The following is a 3,939-nucleotide window of genomic DNA, read 5'->3' as shown; positions in this document are numbered from 1 at the left end:
GGTGGGGGCTTGTACCCCCCAGGCAATTAATCAATTATTAATTTGCAATTACCTTCGGTCAAGGTTTTATAGCAGTTCCTATTCAAATCAAGTACGCTTTCGGACGGGCAGAGATGCCCGTTCCACAAGATTTTTACTAACTTAATTTGTACCTTACTTGCTTGAAAAATGCTATATTAACTTAATCTTTACGCACTAGCTTCTTAAAGTAACGATAATTTTTCATTGTCGAAATAATCATCAAATCTGACAATCCAACATGGTCATTTCTGACAATTTCTTGGTCGTGTGGGTAAATTGATTGAGGTTTAAGATTATTTTCCTGAATAGTCAGAAACCGCTTTGCTAAATATAACTTTTGTTTCGACCCAGATTCACACCAGCGATAGTAGGCAGGAATAGCAACTTCTGTAATGAAATTACGCCATCGTAAACATACTTTATCAACTGTAAAATCTTCGGCACGCGCTCTTCCGTTTTTGACCATAGCATGATATAGACTTTTATCATCGCGCAGTCGTTTGAGCGCTGTGATTATCTCTTCTAATGATGCAACTTCAATATAGTCGAGTTCGCTACGACGTTCTGCACGGAATGCTGAGTCACCGGAAACAATAGCTGGAACTCGCGCGTGCCATGAATTATAAAGCTTTGACGCTGGTTTATATTTATAGCTTTCCTGAAATTGGAAGTTACGCACAGCAATAACAGCATCCATTTGGCTGTAGTCGTTCCATACGTTTTCACCCATAATATGCCAGTGTAGCCCAAGTGCTTTCAACTGTTCTGACCATGTAGGGTCTTTTAATTCGGGTGCGATATTCTTTTCAATACCGTAATAACCAACGTTTACAAATTCATCACCACGAGTTAGGTCGCGCGGAATTAAGCCAGGTTGGCGCCAGTGTGGTATAAAGTAATAGCCTCCGTAACCCTCAGTAGTACTAACTTCTTGCTGATTTTGGACTATATGTAATTGTGCGTAAGGATGAAAGTCGTGGTCGGCTTTCATACATACTATCAATTGATTTGGCTTGGGTTGCAAATTAAACGGGAGTGAGTAGCGATGCGCGAAAATAATACCTGACGTAGGTAAAGTATCTACTAACTGACATGAAAACCCTTCTGCCTTGAGTCGAATATAAGTTTGTAACGACCAGTTGTAAACAGCATTATTTGGTTTGCTTTCAAAAATTTGCCATCCTTTATCAGCATCTTCAGGAATTTCCCAATCGGGAAAATCGACTTTGGGAATATAGAAATAAACTGGTGGAATATCTTTCATATTTGTCTATCTTGTTATCTATCGTGCTACCAACTTTTTAACTTTGCGGTACATTTGCATCGTCGAAACAATAACCGAATCTTGAACTCCAATATGCCCATTATTTACTGACTCCAACTCATAGGGGTAATATGGATTGGGTCTGAGATTATTTTCTGTAACAATAAGTTGCTTTTTAGCTAACCAGAGTTTTTGTTGTAATCTCGACAATTCACACCATCGATAATACGCTGGAATTGCAGTCTCAGTGAAAAACTTCTGCCATATTCCTATCAAGTTTTCGGTTGAAAATTTTTCACCGCGTACCTCACCGTTTTTCACCATTGCTTGATACAATTCACTGTTGTCCCTTAAAAGTTCTAGTGCTGCAATTATTGCATCAATTGATTTCACCTCAATATAGTCAAGTTCGCTGTGAAGCTCCGCGCGAAATGCAGAGTCTGGACCCAAAATAGCTGGTACACCTGCAAGCCAGCTATTGTACAATTTTGTAGCAGGTTTATGCTTGTAATTATTTTGGACATCTTGCGTAAAACTACGCACAGCAATAACTGCGTCTTTGTCACTATAGTCATGCCAATCTTTTTCAGCAACGACTTCCCAATTTAAACCCATTGATTTGAGTTTTTCTGACCAAGAAGAGTCTGCCAGTTCTGGCGCCAAACTTGCGTTTACACCAAAAAAAGCGATATTTTCAAACTTATTACCCCGATTTTTGTCGCGTTTAATCAATCCCGGTTGAGACCAAAGTGGGATAAAATACGCATCTGTAGACCGATGGACATCTTGAGGGTTTTGAACGACATGAAGTTGAGCATAGTGGTGAAGCTCACAATCTGCCTTTACACAAATAATCAATTGCTTTGGCTTTGGTTTTAGATTAAACGGTAAATCAGTACGCTGCCCAACTATAATACCTTCATCTGGAATAGTTGATGTAAATTGACAAGGAAAACCTACTTGTCTTAAGTAAAGAAAAGTTTGTAATATCCAGCAGTATGAACCAATAGCGAACTTAGAGCCAGAGCCACTTTGGCGCATAAAATTTGTGAAGCCAGACCAGTTAATATCGGCATCTTCAGGAACTTGTTCCGCAGGTATTACTTGCGGATGCATATAAAAATAAATTGGAGGAATATTGTTCATGACTTTAATATTCAGGTTTTGATATTCAGGTTTTGATATTCAGGTTTTGATATTCAGGAAAATATCTAAGAATTTTCCCGAAGTTTATGATAACGGAAAATCTTATGGAAAAAATCGAATAATTTTTGACTTTTTGGTCCACGAGACTGTTTATAAAGCAGAAATTCAGGTAGAAGTATCCGCATTAAATAAGCCAGGATATAGCCAAGCTTGCTATTTACTTGTAACTGTCCGTCAAATAGTGCAACCGGATAATTTGCAACTTGCGCTAGTCTGAAATAATTTTTTCTATCTTTCTCGACTAATGTTTGTTCGAGCCAATATTTTACCGCAGGTTCGCAATATTTTTGAAAGAGAGCGTTTTTAGGGCTTTCAATTTCATAGAACAACACATAGTCATTCTTCATATACTCCCAATTGCTGCTCATATTTGTCTCATGCTTTGTGTAATAGGCGCCGACAATTGGTGTATACACAAAATTTACGCCTGCTTCGAGTAACTCCAAAGCAAAATCCCTATCCTGCAAAGCTTTCAAATTACTATCAAAATTTTTGGATAGTAACAACTCCTTTTTAATCAACATGCACTGTTGTAACACCGGGAAAGGAGACTTTGCCAGAAAATCAGGTAAAAGTAAACGTTGTATCAACTGCTCACGAGTTAGTGAACCGATGATATTAGGTTCACGACGCAGAATATTTTGGTCATGTTCGAGAAACACGCGCTCGTAATCACAGTAAAATATAGTATTTTGATTATCTAATCCTTCTAAGTAGCTCAACTGAAACCTGGTTTTATCCTCATTGATCCAATCATCTGGGTCTAAACATTGTATCCACTCACCGCGCGCTTTTGAGATTCCGTAGTTGCGCGCGGAAGATAAACCACCGTTTTCCTTGTAAAAATACTTAACTCGCGAATCGAGAGCCATTAACTTTTCTGCGACTTCACGAGTATTATCTTTAGAACCATCATCAACTAAAATGCACTCAATATTACTATAAGTCTGTGCCAAAACACTCTGGACACACTTTTCAATATAACTAGCTCGGTTATAACAAGGCAAAATAATCGAAACTAGGGAAGTCATATTTAAAACAATCCTAAATCATAAACAGTTACTGATACATTAAAAATCTAACCTACTCGCTACTGAAACTCTACCGAGAATTTACTGTTGTCAAAGTAAATATTAACACAGATAATTAAATTAATGTATTATTCTCTTTCCTCTGTATCTCTGTGCCTCTGTGGTAAAAAAGTAATTTTAATCACCACAAAACGCGGAGACACAGAGATTTTATTTTCGTGTTAATATACAATGAGTTAATTACCAATCAATCAACTTTAGCTCGCCATCTTGAATATAATCTAGTATTCGATTCAGTTGACGGCGCCCACCATCACTGACATTACTATTACCAATAAGAGCCGTTAGTAAGGAGTGGTCATTACGGCTGTATTTTTTAGAAAAAATAATTTTGTCTGCAAGTTTTTTAACATTTGT

At 37.6% G+C, this 3,939-nt stretch carries 3 protein-coding genes; all 3 read right to left on the bottom strand.

Going from position 1 to position 3,939, the window contains the following annotated elements; all coding sequences use genetic code 11:
• Positions 1-181: 181 nt before the first annotated feature.
• Positions 182-1,285, bottom strand: coding sequence for a glycosyltransferase (locus tag AC2JBO_RS43705; protein ID WP_496959872.1), 1,104 nt, complete (start codon positions 1,283-1,285; stop codon positions 182-184).
• 18 nt (positions 1,286-1,303) lie between these two features.
• A complete protein-coding gene (locus tag AC2JBO_RS43700) occupies positions 1,304-2,431 on the bottom strand; it encodes a hypothetical protein (RefSeq protein WP_496959871.1) in 1,128 nt (375 codons plus the stop codon).
• Positions 2,432-2,496: 65 nt separating this feature from the next.
• Positions 2,497-3,522, bottom strand: a complete 1,026-nt coding sequence (locus AC2JBO_RS43695; protein ID WP_496959870.1) for a glycosyltransferase family 2 protein — start codon at positions 3,520-3,522, stop codon at positions 2,497-2,499.
• Positions 3,523-3,939 lie beyond the last annotated feature (417 nt).

It is taken from the genome of Calothrix sp. CBUCES-K 9914, assembly GCF_059640475.1.
Note: the sequence above shows the minus strand (reverse complement) of the source record. Positions and strands in the feature narration are given on the sequence as shown.

Coding starts and splice junctions, on each gene's coding strand:
- AC2JBO_RS43705 (WP_496959872.1), bottom strand. CDS start 1,285: ATGAAAGATATTCCACCAGTTTATTTCTATATTCCCAAAGTCGATTTT.
- AC2JBO_RS43700 (WP_496959871.1), bottom strand. CDS start 2,431: ATGAACAATATTCCTCCAATTTATTTTTATATGCATCCGCAAGTAATA.
- AC2JBO_RS43695 (WP_496959870.1), bottom strand. CDS start 3,522: ATGACTTCCCTAGTTTCGATTATTTTGCCTTGTTATAACCGAGCTAGT.